This window comes from Aeromonas sp. BIGb0405 (genome assembly GCF_024807335.1).
Lineage (GTDB): Bacteria > Pseudomonadota > Gammaproteobacteria > Enterobacterales > Aeromonadaceae > Aeromonas > Aeromonas rivuli.
In genome coordinates this window covers 850719-869878 of the sequence record NZ_JANUEP010000001.1, presented here as the reverse complement: position 1 = coordinate 869878, position 19160 = coordinate 850719, and the positions used below count along the sequence as shown (strand labels likewise).

Below are 19160 nucleotides of genomic sequence, written 5' to 3'. Positions count from 1 at the left end.
TGAGTTTTGCCGTGGTGGTGGAATTGGTAGACACGCTATCTTGAGGGGGTAGTGCTCTAGGGTGTGCGGGTTCGAGTCCCGCCCACGGCACCAATTTAGTAGTGAGCTTGGGTAACCAAGTATATTATGGCCCTTCTTTCTTGTACGAAAAGATTGATAAGGCTATAATCTCGCACGATTTCGGACGCGGGGTGGAGCAGCATGGTAGCTCGTCGGGCTCATAACCCGAAGGTCGTCGGTTCAAATCCGGCCCCCGCAACCAAATTTCACGCATTCCTTCGCTCAGGAAAGCGGTCGCTGCGAGGCGACAATCAGGGTACAGCGCCAAGCCCCGATTTGACATCGGGGCTTTTTGTTATGTGCAATTTACTCTGACTTTGTACTTCATCTGGGCTATATGCCCTTTTTTTGTTTTTTTCGGAGGGTAACTTTGGCTACGTTGGAACAGCGTTTGACCGATCTGCTCGAGGCGCCTATCAAAGCCTTGGGTTTTGAACTTTGGGGTGTGGAGTTTATCCGTGCGGGTAAACACTCAACCCTGCGTGTCTATATCGATAGCGAGCAGGGTGTGACCGTTGAAAACTGCGCCGAGGTGAGCCGTCAGACCGGTGCCATCATGGACGTTGAAGATCCCATCACTGAGGAGTACTACCTGGAAGTCTCCTCTCCCGGTCTGGATCGCCCCCTGTTCAAGGTTGCCCAGTTCGAAAAATACGTTGGCCAGGAGGCGGCGGTGCAGCTTCGAATGGCAACAAATAACCGCCGCAAGTTCAAAGGCGTAATCAAAGCCGTGCAGGGGGATACCATCACCCTGACGGTGGATAGTAAGGACGAGCTGTTCGCTTTCACCAATATCCAAAAAGCGAACATAGTGCCGAACTTTGGTTAACGAGGCTATCGGATATGAATAAAGAAATTTTGCTGGTCGTTGACGCCGTGTCACACGAGAAAGCCGTGCCCCGCGAGAAGATCTTCGAGGCGCTGGAAACTGCGCTGGCGACGGCGACCAAGAAGAAATATGAAGGCGAGATCGAAGTTCGCGTCGAGATCGACCGCAAGACCGGTGACTATGATACCTATCGTCGCTGGATTGTGGTCGCCGATCAGGCTTCCATGGAGAACGCCTACGGCGAGATCACCCTGGAAGCGGCTCAGATCGATGACCCCGAGATCCAGATCGGTGACTATGTTGAAGACCAGATTGACTCTGTCACCTTCGACCGTATCACCACCCAGACCGCCAAGCAGGTTATCGTGCAGAAAGTGCGCGAAGCCGAGCGTTCCCAGGTCGTGGATCAGTTCAAGGACAAAGAAGGCACCATCATCAGTGGTGTGGTCAAGAAGAGCAACCGTGACAACGTGATCCTGGATCTGGGCAGCAATGCCGAGGCCGTGATCTTCCGTGACGACATGCTGCCGCGCGAGACCTTCCGTCCCGGCGACCGTATTCGTGGTCTGCTCTATGCGGTACGTCCTGAGGCGCGTGGCTCCCAGCTGTTCGTCAGCCGTTCCAGCCCCGAGTTCATCAAAGAGTTGTTCCGCATCGAAGTACCGGAAATCGGTGAAGAGATGATCGAAATCATGGGCGCCGCCCGTGACCCGGGTTCCCGCGCCAAGATCGCGGTCAAGACCAACGATCGTCGTATCGATCCTATCGGTGCCTGCATCGGCATGCGTGGCGCTCGTGTGCAGGCGGTTTCCGCCGAGCTGAGTGGCGAGCGCGCTGACATCGTCTTGTACGATGACAACCCGGCTCAATACGTGATCAATGCCATGGCACCGGCTGATGTAGCCTCCATCATCGTTGATGAAGACAACCACACCATGGATATCGCCGTGGAAGCGGCCAACCTGGCCCAGGCCATCGGCCGTAACGGTCAGAACGTGCGTCTGGCGTCCCAGCTGACCGGTTGGGAGCTGAACGTCATGACCGTCGAGGACATGCGTGCCAAGCACCAGGCCGAGAACGACCGCATCCTGACCCTGTTCACCAGCACCCTGGACATCGACGATGATTTCGCCGGTCTGCTGATGGAAGAGGGCTTCTCGACGCTGGAAGAGATTGCCTTCGTACCGGTCAACGAGTTGCTGGCTATCGACGGTCTGGATGAAGAGATGGTCGAAGAGCTGCGCACCCGTGCCAAGGATGCTCTGACCACTCAGGCCCTGGCCAAAGAAGAATCGTTCGAAGGTGTTGAGCCTTCCGAAGAACTGCTCGGTCTCAAAGGCCTTGACCGCGAAATGGCTTATGCATTGGCCGCCCGTGGTATTGGCAATCTGGAAGATCTGGCAGAGCAAGGCATCGATGACCTTGCTGATATTGAAGAACTGACCGCGGAGAAGGCGGGGGAGCTGATTATGGCTGCTCGCAACATCTGCTGGTTCGGAGAAGAGCAGTCTAGTTAAGATCAAACGGAGGATAATGAATGGCAGAAGTATCAGTCAAACAACTTGCCACTGACATCGACACACCGGTTGATCGTCTTCTCCAGCAGTTTGTCGACGCCGGTATCAGCAAGAGCAAGGCCGACGATCTGGTCAGCGAGTCTGAGAAGCAGACTCTGTTGGCCCATCTGAAGAAACAGCATGGCGGTGATGAGACGCTCGCACCTGCCCGCATGACCTTGCAGCGCAAGACCAAGAGCACCCTGAATGTTCAAGGTACTGGCGGCAAGAATAAAGAAGTGCAGGTAGAAGTGCGTAAGTCTCGCACCTATGTAAGACGTTCGGCGCTCGAAGATGAGCAGCGCCAGACGGAAGCCGAGGAAACAGCGCGTTTGGAAGCAGAAGAAAAAGTCCGTCACGAAGCCGAAGAAAAGGCTCGCCGTGAGGCTGAAGAGAAGGCTCGCCTGGCGGCTGAGCAAACTCGTCGTGAAGCTGAGGAAAAGGCGCGCACCGAGGCACAATCAAAGGCCAAGCAGGCTCAACAGCCCGCTAAAGCAGCCGGTAGCACAGCTCAGCAAGAGGCAGAAAAGATGGCCAAGCGCGAAGCAGAAGAACTGAAGCGCCAACAGGAACAAGCAGCCTTGACCAAGGCTGAAGAACTCGCCGCGAAGAAAGCCGAAGAGGCTCGCATCATGGCGGAACAGAACGGCCCCCGCTGGGCCGAGGAAGAAGCCGCTCGCGCCAAAGAGAGCAGCGACTACCACCTGACCACCAACAAGCATGCGCAAGCAGCCGAAGACGAACTGGATCGCAAAGAAGAGACCAGCCGTCGTACCGCCGCCGCAGCCAAGAGTGCGCCCAAGAAACCGGGTCGCCGCGAAGATGATCGCAACTCCCGTGACCCGCGTGCTCGCAAGGGCAAGCGCGGCAAGATGGCCATGCCCAACGCCATGAAGCACGGCTTCAACAAGCCGGCTGCCGTGGTCAACCGTGACGTCGTCATCGGCGAGACCATCACAGTGGCCGAGCTGGCCAACAAGATGGCCGTCAAGGGTGTCGAAGTCATCAAGGCAATGATGAAGATGGGCGCCATGGCCACCATCAACCAGGTCATCGACCAGGAAACCGCTCAGCTGGTTGCCGAGGAGATGGGCCACAAGGTTGTGCTGCGCCGTGAGAACGAACTGGAAGAGGCGGTACTGTCCGATCGTGACGAGACCTCCGAAGCCAAGCCGCGCGCTCCCGTGGTCACCATCATGGGTCACGTTGACCATGGCAAGACCTCGTTGCTCGACTACATCCGTAAAGCCAAGGTTGCCGCAGGGGAAGCCGGTGGCATTACCCAGCACATCGGTGCCTACCACGTCGAAACCGACAGTGGCATGATCACCTTCCTGGATACCCCGGGTCACGCGGCCTTTACCTCCATGCGTGCTCGTGGTGCTCAGGCGACCGATATCGTTGTCCTGGTCGTGGCGGCCGATGACGGCGTCATGCCGCAGACCATCGAAGCCATCCAGCACGCCAAGGCGGCCGGTGTCCCCATCGTGGTTGCGGTCAACAAGATCGACAAGCCAGAAGCGGATCCGGATCGCGTCAAGACCGAGCTGTCCCGCTACAACGTCATGTCCGAAGATTGGGGTGGTGACAGCCAGTTCGTGCACGTCTCCGCCAAGTCTGGCGAAGGCATCGACGATCTGCTGGAAGCCATCCTGGTTCAGTCCGAAGTACTGGAGCTGAAAGCGGTGGTCGATGGCATGGCCAACGGCGTCGTGATCGAGTCCTTCCTGGACAAGGGTCGCGGTCCTGTTGCGACCGTACTGGTACAAGAAGGTACTCTGCGCCAGGGCGATATCGTGCTCTGTGGTCTGGAATACGGCCGTGTTCGTGCCATGCGTGACGAACTGGGTCGTGAGATCAAGGAAGCGGGTCCTTCCCTGCCAGTCGAAATCCTGGGTCTGTCCGGGGTTCCCTCTGCCGGTGACGAAGCGACCGTGGTACGTGACGAGAAGAAAGCCCGTGAAGTGGCGCTCTATCGTCAGGGCAAGTTCCGCGAAGTCAAGCTGGCTCGCCAGCAGAAGGCCAAGCTGGAGAACATGTTCGCCAACATGACCGAGGGCGAAGTGTCCGAAGTGAACGTGGTGATCAAGGCCGACGTACAGGGTTCAGTGCAAGCCATCTGTGATGCGCTGGTCAAGCTGTCCACCGAAGAGGTCAAGGTCAAGATTGTTGGCTCCGGCGTCGGTGGCATCACCGAGACCGATGCCACCCTGGCTGCCGCTTCCAGCGGTATCCTGGTCGGCTTCAACGTCCGTGCCGACGCTTCCGCTCGCAAGGTTATCGAAGCCGAGAACCTGGATCTGCGTTACTACTCCGTCATCTATGACCTGATCGACGAAGTGAAGCAGGCCATGAGCGGCATGCTGGCTCCTGAATATCGTCAGGAGATCATCGGTCTGGCTCAGGTGCGTAGCGTCTTCAAGTCACCTAAGTTCGGCGCCGTTGCCGGCTGTATGGTCACCGAAGGTGTGGTCAAGCGCTCCAACCGTATCCGTGTACTGCGTGAGAACGTGGTCATCTATGAAGGCGAGCTGGAATCCCTGCGCCGCTTCAAGGATGACGTCAACGAAGTCCGCAACGGTTACGAGTGTGGTATCGCGGTCAAGAACTACAATGACGTACGCGAAGGCGACCAGATCGAAGTTTACGAGACTGTTGAAATTCAACGGACTCTGTAAGCCGAGAGCACGACAAAATAGGGGGCTGCGGCCCCCTTTTATCGCAGGATAGAAATATGGGCAGAGAATTCAGCCGGACCAACAGGGTCGGCCAGCAGATCCAGCGCGAAATCGCGCTCATTCTGCAACGTGAGGTGAAAGACCCACGTATCGGCATGGTAACCGTCTCGGACGTGGAAGTGTCCAAGGACCTTAACTACGCCAAGGTGTATGTCACCTTCTTGCAGCTGGAGAATGACGGCGAGCGTATCAAGGAAGGGCTCAAGGGCCTGACCGAGGCGGCCGGTTACATCCGCAGCCTGCTCGGCAGTGCCATGCGTCTGCGCGTGGTACCCGAGCTGCGTTTCTACTACGACCAGACTCTGGTCGAAGGGATGCGCATCTCCAACCTGGTGTCCAATACCGTGCGTGACGACAAGCGTCGCATGGCCGAAGCCGGCCGTGAAGACGAAACGCCCGCCGCCGATGACAGCACAGAGGATAAAGCCTGAGATGTCTCGTAAACGTCGTTTCAAGGGCCGTGACGTACACGGCATCCTGCTGCTGGACAAGCCGACCGGGCTGACGTCCAACGATGTGTTGCAGAAGGTCAAGCGCATCTACAACGCCGCCAAGGCTGGCCATACCGGTGCCCTGGATCCCCTGGCGACTGGCATGTTGCCGATTTGCCTCGGCGAGGCCACCAAGTTCTCCCAGTATCTGCTGGAAGCGGACAAGCGTTATGAAGTGACCGCCAAGCTTGGCGAGCGCACCAATACCAGCGACTCCGACGGCGAAGTGGTCACCACCCGTGCCGTGAACGTGGCCATGGGGACCCTGATAGAGTCGCTGGATCAATTCCGCGGCCCCATCATGCAGGTGCCATCCATGTTCTCGGCCCTCAAGCACAATGGCCGCCCGCTCTATGAATATGCCCGTGAAGGCATCGTCATCGAGCGGGAAGCGCGCCCCATCACCATCTTCGAACTCAAGCTGCTCAGCTTTGAGGGCGATGAAGTGAAGCTTGAGGTGCATTGCAGCAAGGGCACCTACATTCGTACCCTGGTCGATGATCTGGGGGAGGTGCTGGGCTGTGGCGCGCACGTCACCGCGTTGCGTCGCACGCAAGTGGCGCAGTATCCCTATGATCGGATGCTGACCCTGGAGCAGCTCGAGTGCATCTTCGAGCAGACCAAGGCCGAGAGCGTGCCACCCCGCGAGCAGCTCGATCCCTTGCTGCTGCCGATGGATACCGCGGTCGCAGCCCTGCCCGAGGTGAACATGTTGACGGCCGTCGCCGCCTACGTGAACCAGGGTCAGGCGGTGCAGGTGGCGGGTAGCCCGCAAAGTGGTCAGGTCCGCATGACGGTCGGCCCGGAGCGCGAGTTCATCGGGGTGGGCGAGATCGACGACGAAGGGCGAGTCGCTCCCAAGCGTCTGGTGCGCTATCACGACGAAGATTAATGGCGGATAAGGTGGGGGCCGAGTTAACCATTGCGTTAGCTGGTCGCTGCGATTATGATACCGCCCTCATTTCACGGCTGAATTAGAGATTGGCTGTGATTCTTTAAACACTCTATCGGAGTAACATTATGTCTCTAAATGCTGAGATCAAAGCTTCCATCGTTGCTGACAACGCTCGTTGCGCCAATGACACTGGCTCTCCTGAAGTTCAGGTTGCCCTGCTGACTGCCCAGATCAACCATCTGCAAGGTCACTTCAAACAGCACTCCAAAGACCACCACGGTCGTCGCGGTCTGCTGCGCATGGTTTCCCAGCGTCGTAAGCTGCTGGACTACCTGAAGCGTAAGGACGTTCAGCGTTATGCTGCTCTGATCGCCAAGCTGGGTCTGCGTCGTTAATCGACAATCAGATTTTGCGAAAAAGGGGAACCGCGAGGTTCCCCTTTTTTATTGCTTCGCAAGCTGTTGTCTTATCACTCAATTCAGGTAAGCGCTTACCTTTTGGTTCGGATCAAGTATACTTGCACGCGAATTTAAAGAGCCAAATTGTCAAAAGGAAATTCACGTGAATCCTATTGTAAAGTCATTCCAGTACGGTCAACACACCGTCACACTGGAAACCGGTGTGATGGCCCGTCAAGCCACTGCGGCCGTTATGGTCAGCATGGACGATACCTGCGTATTTGTGACCGTTGTTGGTAAGAAAGAGGCCGACCACGGTCGCGATTTCTTCCCGCTGACCGTCAACTATCAGGAGCGTACCTATGCTGCTGGTCGTATCCCGGGTGGTTTCTTCCGTCGTGAAGGCCGTCCCAGCGAAGGTGAGACCCTGATCTCCCGCCTGATCGACCGCCCTATCCGCCCGCTGTTCCCGGAAGGCTTCCTCAATGAGGTTCAGGTGGTTGCCACCGTCATGTCCGTGAACCCGGCCGTGTCCCCTGATATCGTTGCCCTGATCGGTGCCTCCGCCGCCCTGGCCACCTCCGGCATCCCGTTCGGCGGCCCTATCGGTGCTGCTCGCGTCGGTTACATGAACGGTCAGTATGTGCTGAACCCGACCACCACCGAACTGCCCCTGAGCGATCTGGATCTGGTGGTTGCCGGTACCGCCAACGCGGTGCTGATGGTGGAATCCGAAGCGGCCATCCTCTCCGAAGAAGTGATGCTGGGCGCGGTCGTTTATGGCCACGAGCAGATGCAAGTTGCGATCAATGCCATCAACGAATTCGCCGCCGACGTGGCTACCCAGCCATGGGATTGGACCCCGCCTGCCGTCAACGAGCCGCTGAAGGCCAAGATTGCCGAGCTGGCAACCGCTGAACTGGGTGAAGCCTACCGCATCACCGAGAAGGCCGTGCGCTACGCCGCCATCGGTGCCATCAAGCAGCGTGTGGTCGAGCAGGTTATCGCCTCCGGCGTGGAAGCCGATGCCAAGAAGATTGGTGAAGCCTTCCACAATCTGGAAAGCCGCATCGTCCGTGGTCGTGTGGTTCGTGGTGAGCCGCGTATCGATGGTCGCGATCCAGAGATGATCCGTGCCCTGCACGTTGGCACCGGCGTACTGCCGCGCGCTCACGGCTCCGCCCTGTTCACCCGTGGTGAGACTCAGGCCATGGTCGTTGCGACCCTGGGTACCGAGCGTGACGCCCAGAACATTGACGAGCTGACCGGCCACCGTGCCGACCGCTTCATGCTGCACTACAACTTCCCGCCGTACTGCGTCGGTGAGACCGGCATGATGGGGAGCCCGAAGCGTCGTGAAATCGGTCACGGTCGTCTGGCCAAGCGCGGCGTTGCTGCCGTGATGCCGAGCGCCGCCGAGTTCCCGTATGTGGTGCGTGTGGTCTCTGAGATCACCGAATCCAACGGTTCCTCCTCCATGGCCTCCGTCTGTGGCTCCTCCCTGGCGCTGATGGATGCGGGTGTGCCGATCAAGGCCTCCGTTGCTGGTATCGCCATGGGTCTGGTGAAGGAAGAAGAAGGTTTCGTGGTGCTGTCCGACATCCTGGGTGACGAAGATCACCTGGGTGACATGGACTTCAAGGTTGCCGGTACCACTCAGGGCATCACTGCGCTGCAGATGGACATCAAGATTGAAGGCATCACCAAAGAGATCATGGAGATTGCCCTCAAGCAAGCTCGTGGCGCTCGCCTGCACATTCTGAAGGTCATGGACGAAGCCATCCAGGCTCCGCGCAGCGAGATCTCCGATTTCGCACCGCGTATCCACACCATCAAGATCAATCCTGAGAAGATCAAGGATGTGATCGGCAAGGGTGGCTCCGTGATCCGTGCCCTGACCGAAGAGACCGGCACCAACATCGAGCTGGATGATGACGGTACTGTCCGCATCTCCGCCGTTGCCAACGAAGCCGCCATGGAAGCCATCCGTCGCATCGAGGCGATCACCGCCGAGATCGAAGTGAACCGCATCTATGAAGGCAAGGTTGTGCGTCTGGCCGATTTCGGTGCCTTCGTCAACATTCTGCCGGGTAAAGACGGTCTGGTGCATATCTCCCAGATCACCGATGCCCGCGTACAGAACGTGGCCGACCACCTGACCATAGGTGACGTGGTCAAGGTCAAGGTACTGGAAGTGGATCGTCAAGGCCGTGTGCGTCTCTCCATCAAGGAAGCGAATGCACCGACCGAGGCTGCCGCTCCGGCCGCCGATGTGGCCGTTGCCGCCACCGAAGAGCCAGCTGCCGAGTAAGGCATCTGTGCTGTGAAAAAGCCGACCTCAGGGTCGGCTTTTTTGTGTCTGGATGTTATCTGTGCCAATTTCATTGTTTCTTTTGAAGCCCATTGTTATAACGGACGACCCGCTCTCAAGCTGTCATAAGGAGTTGCAGTATGTCGTGGGCCTATCTCAGGCAATTTCCCCCGCTCGTCTGGATCGTGATCCTGGGCACCTTCATGGTGCGCACCAGCTTTTTCATGGTCTGGCCCTTCCTCTCCATCCTGCTCTATCGCGATTATGCGCTCTCGGCGACCCTGATCGGCCTCATCCTGGGGGCCACGGCGGCCCTCTCGACCCTGGTGAGCTTCTATGGCGGCTGGCTGTCGGACAAGTGGGGGCGGCGCAACATACTGCTGTTCGGCTGCCTGGTCTCTGCGCTCAGCTTCGGCCTGCTTGGCCTCTCCCACCAAGTCGCCTGGCTGGCACTCGGGGTGATTGGCAGCGGCCTCTCCTACGGACTCATCGACTCACCGGGCAAGGCGCTGATGGCCGACAGCCTGGCCGAGCCCAAGGCCCGCGAACTGGCGCTGCACCTGCGCTATTTTCTGCTCAACCTGGGGGCGGCCATTGGTCCCCTGATTGGGGTCACTTATGGCTTGAGTGCCCGCCAGGAGACCTTCCTGCTGCTTTGCATCAGCTATCTGCTGCTCGGAGTCACCTTCTTCATCGGTTTTAGGTTGGCCCGTTGCCGGGCTGGCAGCACGGCCGGTCCCGGCATGCGCGCCGTGCTGAGGGTGCTGGCCCGGGATCGCGGCTTCTTGCTGCTGACCCTGGCCAACGTGTTGCTGATGCTGGTCTACGCCCAGTTCGAGTCGCCGCTTATCCAATATTTGACCCGGGCGGGTACACCGGAGGTGGAGCGGCTCATCGGTCTGCTGGTGACCGCCAATGCGCTGACCATCGTGATACTGCAGTTCCCGCTGCTGCACCTGACCGCAAGTTGGCGCATCAAGCACAGGTTGCAGCTCGGGGTCGCCCTCTTTCTCGGTGCCCAGCTGCTGTTTGCCTTGGGTGATACCGCCATCTGGTGGCACTGGTTGGTGGCTGTGGTGCTGCTGAGCGTGGGGGAGTGCATCCTGTTCCCGCTGCTCAATGTCTTGATCGACCAGATGGCACCGGCACACCTCAAAGGCAGTTACTTCGGCGCGGCCTCCATGTCTGGCATGGGGGTCGCCATGGGTGCCCTGCTCGGGGGCTGGATGATCGCAAACTGGGGCGGTGGCTGGCTCTACGGGCTGATGGCCCTGCTCTGCCTCGCTATCCTGGCGCTCTATGAGTGGGGCACCCGCATGCCGCGCCCGACCGAGCTGCAGTCGGTGCCCGCCCGCGAATAGCTGAGGCCCCATCAGACCACATGAAAAAGGCCGGGATCCCAGATCCCGGCCTTTACTCATCTGGATGCTTTACAGGGTGAAGCGGAGGGTGAGCTGCTGCAGGTGGCTGGTAAGCTGACTCAGCTCGGTGCAGGCCTGAGCGGTGTGTTGTGCCCCCTTGGCATTCTCATCCGAGACATTGTGAATGTTCACTATGTTGTGGTTGAGCTCGGCGGTGACCGAATTCTGTTGCTCGGTAGCGCTGGCAATCTGAGTGTTCATGTCGGTGATCCGGGTGACCGCTTCATGGATCCTGGCAATGCTCTGGCCCGCATCCTGCGCCAGTTCGACGCTGGTCTGCATCTGGGCATGGCTGCTGTGCATGGCCTGGCCCGCCAGCGCTGCACGGCTCTGCAGGCTCTCTATCATCTTATGGATCTCGGCGGTGGAGTCCTGGGTGCGTCTGGCCAGGGTACGAACCTCATCGGCGACCACGGCAAAGCCTCGGCCCTGTTCGCCGGCACGGGCGGCTTCAATGGCGGCATTGAGTGCCAGCAGGTTGGTCTGATCGGCGATGCTGCGGATCACATCCAGTACCAGGCCGATATTGGCGCTCTCCTGCTCGAGTTGTTGCACTACCTGACCTGCCTCACCCATCTTGCCCGCGACCTGCTCGATACTGCCGATGGCGCTCTGTACCACCGCCTGGCCTGCCATGGAAGCCTGGGAGGCATGCTGGGCGGCGTTGGCGGCATCAGTGGTGTTGCGGGACACCTCGAACACAGTGCTCTGCATCTCGTTCATGGCAGTTGCCACCTGGGTTATCTCGCCTTGTTGCTGGCGTATCCCCAGGGCGGACTGTTCGGAGATGGCGCTCACTTCGCCTACCGAGGTGCTGAGCTGGCTGACCGAGGTGGCGATCTCGTTGACCAGATCGCTGAGCCCCTCCTTCATCTGGCGCACCGACAGGGCCAGCTCGCCGATTTCATCCCGATTGAGCTTGCCTGCATCGATGTAATCGCACAGCTCGCCTCGGCCCAGATAACCGCCGGCAACCAGTTTGGCCTGCTTGGCCAACAGCACGATGGGATCGCGGATCTGGCGGGTCAGCAGGGTGGCGAAGACGATGACCAGTAGGATGGCGAGGAGCAGGGTGAGGAGGAGGACGGTGCGGGCACTCTCGTAGGTGCTCTGGGACTCATCACGGCCGAGCTTGGCATAGTAGCGGTTCTGGGCAATCAACCCTTCGACCGCATCATGGAGTGCGACATAGGTCGGGGCGCCTGCCAGGAACTGCTCCGTACCCGCGGCATGTTCCCCCCGGGCCAGTTGTGCCATGACGGCATCGTGCAATGCCAGATAGCGCTGCCAGTTGGCGCTGACTGCCTGATAGCGGCGTGTCTCTTCGGCATCGAACAGCGTCTTGCCATACTGGTCCAGCAGTCCCGTGATCTTGCTTATTTCGCTGCGCATCTGGTTGCCGTACTCCGCCTGACGGGCTGGGTTCTCATCGACCAGCAGGTAGCTCAGTTCGAAGCGACGCAAGTTGGCTACCGTCTGCCCCATGTCATTGACGCGATTGATGCTGGGAATGATGGCATCGGTCAGCTCGAGTGAGCGACTGTTGATGCGGTCAAATTGCAACAGAGAGAAGCCGCCGATGGCGACCATCATCAGGCCGAAGGTCGCGAAGGCGACGCTCAGCTTCTTACCAATATTCATGTTCATCAATGACATCGCTGTTCCGGAACGGTAGGCAGAAAGACTCGACCCAGAGTCGAGGGAGTCAGGTTTCGCTTATTCATCCCGAAATAGCCAAACGGCCGCCTGAGGCGACCGGTTCATTTTTATTGTCAGTGCAGGGCCAGGCTTGTGTAACGGATGCCATTGGCCAAAAAAATCGTCCTGTTGGGCATGGGAACAGGGGGTTCCATAGGCCTCAAAGGGCTGCAAAGGCTGGGCACTTTATGTACGGGAAGGGGGGAAGTCAAGGCTTGTTGCGCATGAAACCACACAGCGAAATGATTATTGATTAGTCACTATTGGCTTGTTTTTTGACCGCGCAGTGTCAAGGGGTCAAGGCAGGCTAGCTCAGGGGTAAGTGATGACTCACCCCTGGCAATCTAGAAGGTCAGTACCTTGTCGGCGGCCACTGTCCATTGGGCCAGGGTCGGCAGGCGGTCGATGCGGATCCCTTCGATAAGCGGCAGGGTGCCAATGCCGCGGGCATCACAACAGCTCTGGCACAATCGCACTTCGGCCCCTTGCACCAGCAAGATGTCCAGCATCTGACGCAGGTGATAGCCCTCGGCCGGGGCCTGACTGGCGATGGCGGCCCCCACCGCATCCGACAAGAGAAACAGCCTGAGGCTGGCCCCCTCTTCCTGCAGTGCCAAGCCGAGGCGCAGGGCGTTGAACAGGGACTCGCTGCCATAGGGGGCACCGCTGGCGATGATCAGTATCTGTTGGCTCATGGAAGCTCCTGATGACAAAGCCCCATTGTAGATCGCCCTGATGATCCCCATCATGATGTTGCGCAAACCGTGTCGCACCACTTTCGTGCAGTCTTGACCTGCGAGGTGCCCTTGAGGTCAGATGAACATCATTTAAAAGGTGGTGAATGAGCAGTGTGCTTGAAGTTGGATGAGCATCATTCACGGAACGACGGTGAACGAGAGGTGGAAAATGAACAAGAGGATAGCCGTGCTGGCATTGGGGTTCTGGCTGGCGGGACCTGTGGTGGCGGCCCCTGCGGTGGGGTGTGCTGCCAAGCGTGATGCCCTTATCTCGGCTCTGAGCGAGGCTCGCGCCCATGACAACGATCGCCAGGTCGCTGGCTTGCAGGAGGCGCTCAATAATGTCGAGGCTTATTGTGACGATGGCGCTTTGCTCAAAGAGAGTGACAGCAAGCTGGCCGAGTTGAAAACCAAGGTCGACGAACGGCTCAGTGAGTTGCAGAGTGCCCGGGTGGAGGGCAAGCCGGACAAGATCGCCAAGAAGCAGACCAAGCTCGATGAGGCTCAGGCCAAATATCAGCAGGAGCAGATCCACAATGGAGCCTTGCGTGCCCTGGTCGATAGCAAGAGTAAGTGAACACTGACTGCCTCCGGGCTCCGCTGACGCCTTGCTCAGAGTAGGGGTCTCCTATGTGTATGTGGATGGCTCTATTCGGTGCGATGACAGCGCCGTGGCTGGGATGGCCGCGAGGCGGGCCAGCCATGATGGTGGCGGATAACAGTGAGGCCGGGCATTGCCCGGCCTCACTGTTTGCCCATCTCTGGCCAGTCAGCTGCGATGAAGCTTCACAAACTTCTCCATCAACTGCGCTTCGCTCTCCACCCGCTGGGGATCCCAGATGATGCAGTCGATGGGGCAGACGCTGATGCAGGTGGGCTTCTCATAGTGGCCGACGCATTCGGTGCACAAGTCTGGATTGATCTCGTAGATGGCCTCACCCAGGCTGATGGCCTGGTTCGGACACTCGGGATCGCACATGTCACAGTTGATGCACTTGTCGGTGATGAGCAGCGCCATCTCAGGCTGCCGTATGGGGGTTGCGGCTGTCCTGACGATCGCCCAGGTTGCGCAGCAATATCCCGTGGCTGATGTCGATCTCCTGGGGAACCGGCACATAGACGATGTGACCGTTGCCCGGCGCGGTGTCGACCAGCTCGCCCTTGCGGTTTTGCATCTGCTCCAGATTGAAGCTGAGGTTGCCCTGGGGGGTCATCAACTCCAGGCTGTTGCCGACCAGGAACTTGTTCTTCACGTCCACTTCCACCATGTCGCCATTGCGACCGGTGATCTCGCCGACGAACTGCTGGGTGTCGGAGATGGAGTAGCCATAGTCATAGTTCTGGTACTCGCTGTGGTTGTGGCGGCGCAGGAAGCCCTCGGTGTAGCCACGGTGGGCCAGGTTCTCCAGGGTGCCCATCAGGGTCGGATCGAAGGGACGACCGGCGACGGCATCGTCGATGGCCTTGCGATAGACCTGAGCGGTACGGGCGCAATAGTAGAAGGACTTGGTGCGGCCTTCGATCTTCAGGGAGTGGACTCCCATCCTGGTCAGGCGCTCGACGTGCTCGACGGCGCGCAGGTCCTTGGAGTTCATGATGTAGGTGCCGTGCTCGTCCTCGAACGCCGTCATGTACTCGCCGGGGCGGTTGGCCTCTTCCAGCAGTACCAGCGCATCGCTCGGCTTGCCGAGTCCCAGGGTGTTGTCCGGGCGCACCGCAATGGGCTCCTGGCGATGCACTATCTGGCCCACCTCATTCTCCTTGCCTTCGTGAACCTTGTAGTCCCAGCGGCAGGAGTTGGTGCAGGTACCCTGGTTGGGGTCGCGTTTGTTGATGTAGCCAGAGAGCAGGCAGCGGCCGGAGTAGGCCATGCACAGGGCGCCGTGCACGAAGACTTCCAGCTCCATCTCCGGCACCTGCATGCGGATCTCTTCGATCTCGTCCAGGGAGAGTTCGCGGGAGAGGATGACGCGAGTCAGGCCCATTTGATGCCAGAACTTTACCGTGGCCCAGTTGACCGCATTGGCCTGCACCGACAGGTGAATGGGCATGTGGGGGAAGGCTTCGCGCATCATCATGATGAGACCGGGATCTGACATGATGATGGCGTCCGGTCCCATCTCGATCACCGGGCGCATGTCGCGCACGAAGGTCTTGAGCTTGGAGTTGTGGGGCTGGATGTTGGCCACCACATAGAACTGCTTGCCGAGGGCGTGGGCTTCGTTGATGCCCAGGCGCAAGTTGTCGTGGTCGAACTCGTTGTTACGCACCCGCAGGCTGTAGCGCGGCTGGCCGGCATAGACGGCATCGGCGCCATAGGCGAAGGCGTAACGCATATTTTTGAGGGTCCCGGCGGGGGAGAGCAATTCTGGTCTGAACATGATTATCTCGCTGGTCTGATTGCAAATCAGGGCGACGCCACCGAGTGGCATCGCAATAAGGATGACGGCACAGCGCTGCACCCTCTGGAGGGTTAAGGCCATGACATCCCAATAAGGGTGCGAGATTGTACTCTTGCCGCTCCCCGGGCGCAATTAACCCGGGTAGGTGAAGGAGAGAGGATTGTCTTGTCGGTGTCAGTGAGCCGCGTTACTGCGGGGGGCTGACCAACAGAGTGGTGGGGCGCATGGTCGGGGCCTGAGGGTGCAGGGCCAGGCTCAACCAGTGCCAATCAAGGGGAGGGCTGTTCTGTTTGAAGCGCTGCAACGGCTGGCCATTACGCACGGTCAGAAACAGGGTGCTCGACAGGCCGATGCGGTTGCGATAACGCACCATGAGTTCGCCGCTGTAGCGACTGATATGGATCTGCAACTGCTCCAGGCTCAGGCCTGAGTGATAACCCTGTTCATCCCACACTTCCAGCATGATGCGCCTGCCTTGCGAATATCAGGGCTTACTATCCGGGCAGTTTACATAACGGGCAATTGTCAGATCTGACAGGGACAGAAAGCGAAAACCCGGCGCTAGGCCGGGTTTTCTTGAATGATGGTGGAGGGAGAAGGATTCGAACCTTCGAAGGCAGAGCCGTCAGATTTACAGTCTGATCCCTTTGGCCACTCGGGAACCCCTCCACAGGGGTATTAAAAGCCACTTATTTCAGGAAGATGGTGGAGGGAGAAGGATTCGAACCTTCGAAGGCAGAGCCGTCAGATTTACAGTCTGATCCCTTTGGCCACTCGGGAACCCCTCCACGGGGTATTTTCCTGATTGTACTATCTCATCACACTTGAATGGTGGAGGGAGAAGGATTCGAACCTTCGAAGGCAGAGCCGTCAGATTTACAGTCTGATCCCTTTGGCCACTCGGGAACCCCTCCTCAAGTGCGAGGCGCATACTAACAGATCCCACGGCTTTGTGAACCCCAAACTTGCAATCAATGTAGAAAAATATGCGAGTCGCTCATTTTTTGATATTGGCCGTTCAAAATTCAATCTTTTCATAGGCTTCAGAACAAAAAAAACACAGCTAACCGGGCAGGAAGTCGAGGCTGTCGCCTTGTCATCTCGGGGGACGAGTCATTGTTGGTAGTGTTTTATGCTGGTTTACTCTCTTTGTTCTGTGAATGTGATGGCGGATGGGTTTGGGTGTGGACTTTGCTGCTACCTGATCTTAATCTCGCCATGTTATCTAACTGTTACATGGAACGTGATCCTATGCAGCCTCTCGATGTCGCCGTCCTGCGCGGCCAGTTTCCTGCCCTCAACCAGTTGATCGATGGCAAATCCCCACTCTTCTTCGACGGCCCTGGGGGTGCCCAGGTTCCCCATCGTGTCTTGGGGGCAATGACCGACTATCTGGGGCGCTTCAACGCCAATCTGGGGGGGACCTTCTTCTCGGGCCGGGAGACGGAGCAACAGGCGTTGCGTGCCCGCAAGGCCGCGGCGACCCTGCTCGGTGCCGACAGCTGGCAGGAGATAGTGTTTGGCGCCAACTTCACCAGCCTCACCTTCGCCTTCAGCCGTGCCCTGGCCCGTGAGTGGCAGGCGGGGGATGAGATAGTCGTCAGCGCCCTGGATCACTACTCCAATGTTTCCAGCTGGCAGCAGGCGGCCGAGGATCGCGGCGCCATCGTCCATCAGGTGCGGGTGGATACCGCCAGCGGCGGCCTCGACATGGATCATCTGCTGAGCCTGCTTGGCCCGCGTACCCGGCTGGTGGCCGTGACCGCCGCTTCCAATACCACGGGCACCCTGGTGGACATTCCCACCATCGCCGATGCGGTACACCAGGCGGGTGCCCTGCTCTATGTGGATGCGGTGCACTTTGCGCCCCATGAGCGCATCGATGTGCAAGCCTGGGATTGCGACTTCCTCGGCTGCTCGGCCTACAAGTTCTTCGGTCCGCACTTGGGGATCCTCTATGGCAAGCATCGCCATCTGGAGCGGTTGACCCCCTACAAGGTGGAACCGGCCAAGAACGTCTCGCCCTACAAGTGGGAGACGGGCACCCAGAGCTGGGAGGCCTTGGCCGGGCTGGAGGCGACCATTGACTACCTGGCCTCCCTCTCTGGTCTGGAGGCGGAGGAGGCTTCCCTGGAAGAGCGGCTCGATCTCGCCTTTGCCCGCAGCCAGGGGCATGAACAGCAGCTCAGCGAGCAGGTACTGACCAAGCTGGCAGAGCGTCCCTGGTTGAGCCTGCATGGTATCCATGGCGCGCAGGGGCGAACGCCCACCTTCGCCCTCACCTCGAGTCGCCACACGCCGGCCGAGATGGCTGTCTATCTGGGGGAGCATCAGGTATGCAGCTGGGCGGGGCACTTCTATGCCCTGGGATTGATCGCGGCCCTGGGGGTCGGTGAGGGAGGGGTACTGCGCATCGGCTGCATGCACTACAACACCCATGCCGAAATAGACAGGCTGTTCAGTCTGCTCGATGCCATGCCGGGGGCGTAACGCGGCAGTCAGCGATGCCACGCCATCAGACCCCGCTGCCGGTTCGCCACAGCGGGGTCTCTCATTTGGCAATAATCTGGTGGATCTGATCGAGAGGGACGATATGGCGGGCTGCGCCGAGCTTGATCGCCTCCTTGGGCATGCCGAATACCACGCAGGAGGCCTCATCCTGGGCATAGGTGATGGCCCCCGCCTCCTGCATCTCCTTGAGGCCACGGGCACCATCATCTCCCATGCCGGTCATGATGATGCCGGTGGCATTCTTGCCAGCGTATTTGGCCACTGAGCGAAACAGCACATCGACCGAGGGGCGATGGCGATTGATCAGAGGGCCATCCATGACGTCCACATGGTAGTAGGCGCCGCTGCGCTTGAGCAGCATGTGTTTGCCACCCGGCGCGATCAGGGCCAGCCCCGGGATCACCCTGTCATTGTGTCTGGCCTCACGCACTTCTATCTGGCACAGGCCGTTGAGCCGTTCGGCGAAGGAGGCGGTGAACTTCTCCGGCATGTGCTGCACGATGACGATGCCGGGGCTGACCCTGGGCAAGGCGGTGAGTACCAGCTCCAGGGCCTGGGTGCCGCCGGTGGAGGTGCCCATGGCGACGATGCGCTCCGTGGTCTGTGCCAGGGCCTGGCCGCCCGCCGGTAGCCAGGCATCAACGCTGATCTTGGCGGGCACGGCCAGCGGTGCCTTGCGCAACTGTTTGACATTGGCCATGGCCGCGGCCCGTACCGCCATGGCGAGATCCTGGGCGGACTCTTGCAGAAAGTCTTTGAGGCCTATGGTCGGCTTGGTGATGATATCCACCGCACCGGCCGCCATGGCCTGCAAGGTGGTCTCGGCGCCGCGCGCGGTGAGGGAGGAGCAGATAACGACCGGGGTCGGTCGCTCGGTCATTATCTTCTGCAGGAAGGTGATGCCATCCATGCGCGGCATCTCCACGTCGAGCACTATCACGTCCGGCCAGGCCCGCTTGAGTTTTTCCAGGGCAAAGAGGGGATCCGAGGCGGTGGCGATGACACTGATATCCGGCTCACGCTCCAGCACGCTCTGCAATACCTGCCTGACCACGGCGGAGTCATCGACCAGCATGACGGTGATCTGTTTCATCTCTCTCTCCTCATTCGCAT

16 protein-coding genes and 5 tRNA genes are annotated in these 19160 nt (G+C 59.1%); 12 read left to right on the top strand and 9 right to left on the bottom strand.

Annotated elements, in window-relative coordinates; genetic code table 11:
• The first annotated feature begins 8 nt into the window (after window positions 1-8).
• From M2366_RS04045 to M2366_RS04000, 10 genes are all read left to right on the top strand, one after another.
• Window positions 9-93 (top strand) — tRNA-Leu (locus M2366_RS04045).
• Between the two features lie 92 nt (window positions 94-185).
• Window positions 186-262: transfer RNA gene (locus M2366_RS04040), tRNA-Met, on the top strand.
• A 168-nt stretch (window positions 263-430) separates the two neighbouring features.
• Window positions 431-889, top strand: a complete 459-nt coding sequence (rimP, locus tag M2366_RS04035) for a ribosome maturation factor RimP (RefSeq protein ID WP_259269020.1) — start codon at window positions 431-433, stop codon at window positions 887-889.
• A 14-nt stretch (window positions 890-903) separates the two neighbouring features.
• Window positions 904-2406 (top strand): transcription termination factor NusA, encoded by a 1503-nt coding sequence (nusA, locus tag M2366_RS04030; protein ID WP_259269019.1) that lies wholly within the window; start codon window positions 904-906, stop codon window positions 2404-2406.
• Window positions 2407-2426: 20 nt separating this feature from the next.
• Window positions 2427-5123: a translation initiation factor IF-2 gene (gene infB, locus M2366_RS04025; protein ID WP_042041326.1), complete on the top strand. Its 2697-nt coding sequence runs from the start codon at window positions 2427-2429 to the stop codon at window positions 5121-5123.
• Window positions 5124-5179: 56 nt separating this feature from the next.
• The gene (gene rbfA / locus M2366_RS04020; RefSeq protein ID WP_042041328.1) at window positions 5180-5614 is read left to right on the top strand and encodes a 30S ribosome-binding factor RbfA; all 435 of its coding nucleotides are present in this window, start codon (window positions 5180-5182) and stop codon (window positions 5612-5614) included.
• 1 nt (window position 5615) lies between these two features.
• Window positions 5616-6566: a tRNA pseudouridine(55) synthase TruB gene (gene truB, locus M2366_RS04015; RefSeq protein ID WP_224432316.1), complete on the top strand. Its 951-nt coding sequence runs from the start codon at window positions 5616-5618 to the stop codon at window positions 6564-6566.
• A 128-nt stretch (window positions 6567-6694) separates the two neighbouring features.
• Window positions 6695-6964, top strand: a complete 270-nt coding sequence (gene rpsO, locus M2366_RS04010) for a 30S ribosomal protein S15 (RefSeq protein WP_005905044.1) — start codon at window positions 6695-6697, stop codon at window positions 6962-6964.
• Window positions 6965-7130: 166 nt separating this feature from the next.
• Window positions 7131-9278: a polyribonucleotide nucleotidyltransferase gene (gene pnp, locus M2366_RS04005; RefSeq protein ID WP_042041331.1), complete on the top strand. Its 2148-nt coding sequence runs from the start codon at window positions 7131-7133 to the stop codon at window positions 9276-9278.
• A gap of 140 nt (window positions 9279-9418) precedes the next feature.
• Window positions 9419-10639: an MFS transporter gene (locus M2366_RS04000; protein ID WP_259269018.1), complete on the top strand. Its 1221-nt coding sequence runs from the start codon at window positions 9419-9421 to the stop codon at window positions 10637-10639.
• Between the two features lie 69 nt (window positions 10640-10708).
• Here the strand turns inward: M2366_RS04000 and M2366_RS03995 are convergent, their stop codons facing one another.
• Both M2366_RS03995 and M2366_RS03990 read right to left on the bottom strand, forming a co-directional pair.
• Window positions 10709-12355 carry a methyl-accepting chemotaxis protein gene (locus M2366_RS03995; RefSeq protein WP_042041334.1) on the bottom strand — a complete coding sequence of 549 codons (1647 nt, stop codon included), beginning with the start codon at window positions 12353-12355 and terminating at the stop codon, window positions 10709-10711.
• Between the two features lie 386 nt (window positions 12356-12741).
• Entirely contained in the window at window positions 12742-13092 is a 351-nt protein-coding gene (locus M2366_RS03990; protein ID WP_042041335.1) for a DsrE/DsrF/TusD sulfur relay family protein, read from the bottom strand.
• Between the two features lie 211 nt (window positions 13093-13303).
• Between M2366_RS03990 and M2366_RS03985 the strand changes: the two genes are divergently transcribed.
• A complete protein-coding gene (locus M2366_RS03985; RefSeq protein WP_224432319.1) occupies window positions 13304-13711 on the top strand; it encodes a DUF1090 domain-containing protein in 408 nt (135 codons plus the stop codon).
• 192 nt (window positions 13712-13903) lie between these two features.
• Here the strand turns inward: M2366_RS03985 and M2366_RS03980 are convergent, their stop codons facing one another.
• From M2366_RS03980 to M2366_RS03955, 6 genes are all read right to left on the bottom strand, one after another.
• Window positions 13904-14152: a YfhL family 4Fe-4S dicluster ferredoxin gene (locus M2366_RS03980; RefSeq protein ID WP_042041337.1), complete on the bottom strand. Its 249-nt coding sequence runs from the start codon at window positions 14150-14152 to the stop codon at window positions 13904-13906.
• Between the two features lies 1 nt (window position 14153).
• Window positions 14154-15515: a tRNA 5-hydroxyuridine modification protein YegQ gene (gene yegQ, locus M2366_RS03975; protein WP_259236511.1), complete on the bottom strand. Its 1362-nt coding sequence runs from the start codon at window positions 15513-15515 to the stop codon at window positions 14154-14156.
• A 208-nt stretch (window positions 15516-15723) separates the two neighbouring features.
• The gene (locus M2366_RS03970) at window positions 15724-15999 is read right to left on the bottom strand and encodes a hypothetical protein (RefSeq protein ID WP_259236510.1); all 276 of its coding nucleotides are present in this window, start codon (window positions 15997-15999) and stop codon (window positions 15724-15726) included.
• 121 nt (window positions 16000-16120) lie between these two features.
• Window positions 16121-16205, bottom strand: a tRNA-Tyr gene (locus M2366_RS03965).
• Between the two features lie 34 nt (window positions 16206-16239).
• A tRNA-Tyr gene (locus M2366_RS03960) sits at window positions 16240-16324 on the bottom strand.
• Window positions 16325-16365: 41 nt separating this feature from the next.
• A tRNA-Tyr gene (locus M2366_RS03955) sits at window positions 16366-16450 on the bottom strand.
• A 337-nt stretch (window positions 16451-16787) separates the two neighbouring features.
• Between M2366_RS03955 and M2366_RS03950 the strand changes: the two genes are divergently transcribed.
• Entirely contained in the window at window positions 16788-18026 is a 1239-nt protein-coding gene (locus M2366_RS03950; protein ID WP_259269017.1) for a cysteine desulfurase-like protein, read from the top strand.
• A gap of 61 nt (window positions 18027-18087) precedes the next feature.
• Here the strand turns inward: M2366_RS03950 and M2366_RS03945 are convergent, their stop codons facing one another.
• Window positions 18088-19140, bottom strand: coding sequence for a chemotaxis response regulator protein-glutamate methylesterase (locus M2366_RS03945; protein ID WP_042041340.1), 1053 nt, complete (start codon window positions 19138-19140; stop codon window positions 18088-18090).
• Between the last annotated feature and the right edge of the window lie 20 nt (window positions 19141-19160).

Coding starts and splice junctions, on each gene's coding strand:
- nusA (WP_259269019.1), top strand. CDS start 904: ATGAATAAAGAAATTTTGCTGGTCGTTGACGCCGTGTCACACGAGAAA.
- infB (WP_042041326.1), top strand. CDS start 2,427: ATGGCAGAAGTATCAGTCAAACAACTTGCCACTGACATCGACACACCG.
- rbfA (WP_042041328.1), top strand. CDS start 5,180: ATGGGCAGAGAATTCAGCCGGACCAACAGGGTCGGCCAGCAGATCCAG.
- truB (WP_224432316.1), top strand. CDS start 5,616: ATGTCTCGTAAACGTCGTTTCAAGGGCCGTGACGTACACGGCATCCTG.
- rpsO (WP_005905044.1), top strand. CDS start 6,695: ATGTCTCTAAATGCTGAGATCAAAGCTTCCATCGTTGCTGACAACGCT.
- M2366_RS04000 (WP_259269018.1), top strand. CDS start 9,419: ATGTCGTGGGCCTATCTCAGGCAATTTCCCCCGCTCGTCTGGATCGTG.
- M2366_RS03995 (WP_042041334.1), bottom strand. CDS start 12,355: ATGTCATTGATGAACATGAATATTGGTAAGAAGCTGAGCGTCGCCTTC.
- M2366_RS03990 (WP_042041335.1), bottom strand. CDS start 13,092: ATGAGCCAACAGATACTGATCATCGCCAGCGGTGCCCCCTATGGCAGC.
- M2366_RS03985 (WP_224432319.1), top strand. CDS start 13,304: ATGAACAAGAGGATAGCCGTGCTGGCATTGGGGTTCTGGCTGGCGGGA.
- M2366_RS03980 (WP_042041337.1), bottom strand. CDS start 14,152: ATGGCGCTGCTCATCACCGACAAGTGCATCAACTGTGACATGTGCGAT.
- yegQ (WP_259236511.1), bottom strand. CDS start 15,515: ATGTTCAGACCAGAATTGCTCTCCCCCGCCGGGACCCTCAAAAATATG.
- M2366_RS03970 (WP_259236510.1), bottom strand. CDS start 15,999: ATGCTGGAAGTGTGGGATGAACAGGGTTATCACTCAGGCCTGAGCCTG.
- M2366_RS03950 (WP_259269017.1), top strand. CDS start 16,788: ATGCAGCCTCTCGATGTCGCCGTCCTGCGCGGCCAGTTTCCTGCCCTC.
- M2366_RS03945 (WP_042041340.1), bottom strand. CDS start 19,140: ATGAAACAGATCACCGTCATGCTGGTCGATGACTCCGCCGTGGTCAGG.